This is a genomic window from Arthrobacter sp. JCM 19049 (genome assembly GCF_001310435.1).
Genome location: NZ_BAXF01000900.1, coordinates 1 through 590 on the forward strand (window position 1 = coordinate 1; position 590 = coordinate 590).

Genomic DNA, 590 nt, shown 5'->3' on the forward strand with positions numbered 1-590 from the left:
GCCGGAGCCGACCGGCATGGACCTGGCCCAGCGCAAGGCCGAGGCGCTGATCGAGGCGCTGCCCTGGATTCAGCGCTTCGCCGGGACCACCATGGTCATCAAGTACGGCGGCAACGCCATGGTCAACGATGGCCTGCGCCGCGCGTTTGCCCAGGACATCGTGTTCCTGCGCCACGCCGGGATCAACCCGGTGGTGGTGCACGGGGGCGGCCCGCAGATCAACGCGATGCTGGACAAGCTGGGCATCGAATCCGAATTCCGCGGCGGGCTGCGGGTGACCACCCCCGAGGCCATGGACGTGGTGCGCATGGTGCTCACCGGCCAGGTGCAGCGCGACCTGATCGGGCTGATCAACTCCCACGGGCCCTACGCGGTGGGCCTGTCCGGGGAGGACGGGGCCACCCTGCAGGCGGTGCGCACCGGCACCACCGTGGACGGCGTCGAGGTGGACCTGGGCCTGGTCGGTGAGGTCACCGCGGTGCGCACCGACCAGATCGACAACCTGCTGGCCGCGCAGATGATCCCGGTGCTCTCCACCGTCGCCCCGGAAGTGGGGGCCGACGGGGAGCCGACCGGGGCGGTGCTGAACG

At 71.0% G+C, this 590-nt stretch carries 1 protein-coding gene; it reads left to right on the plus strand.

The features are described from left to right. Positions 1 to 590: acetylglutamate kinase (gene argB / locus JCM19049_RS17010; protein WP_374700354.1), on the plus strand; the 590-nt coding region annotated here is incomplete at both ends.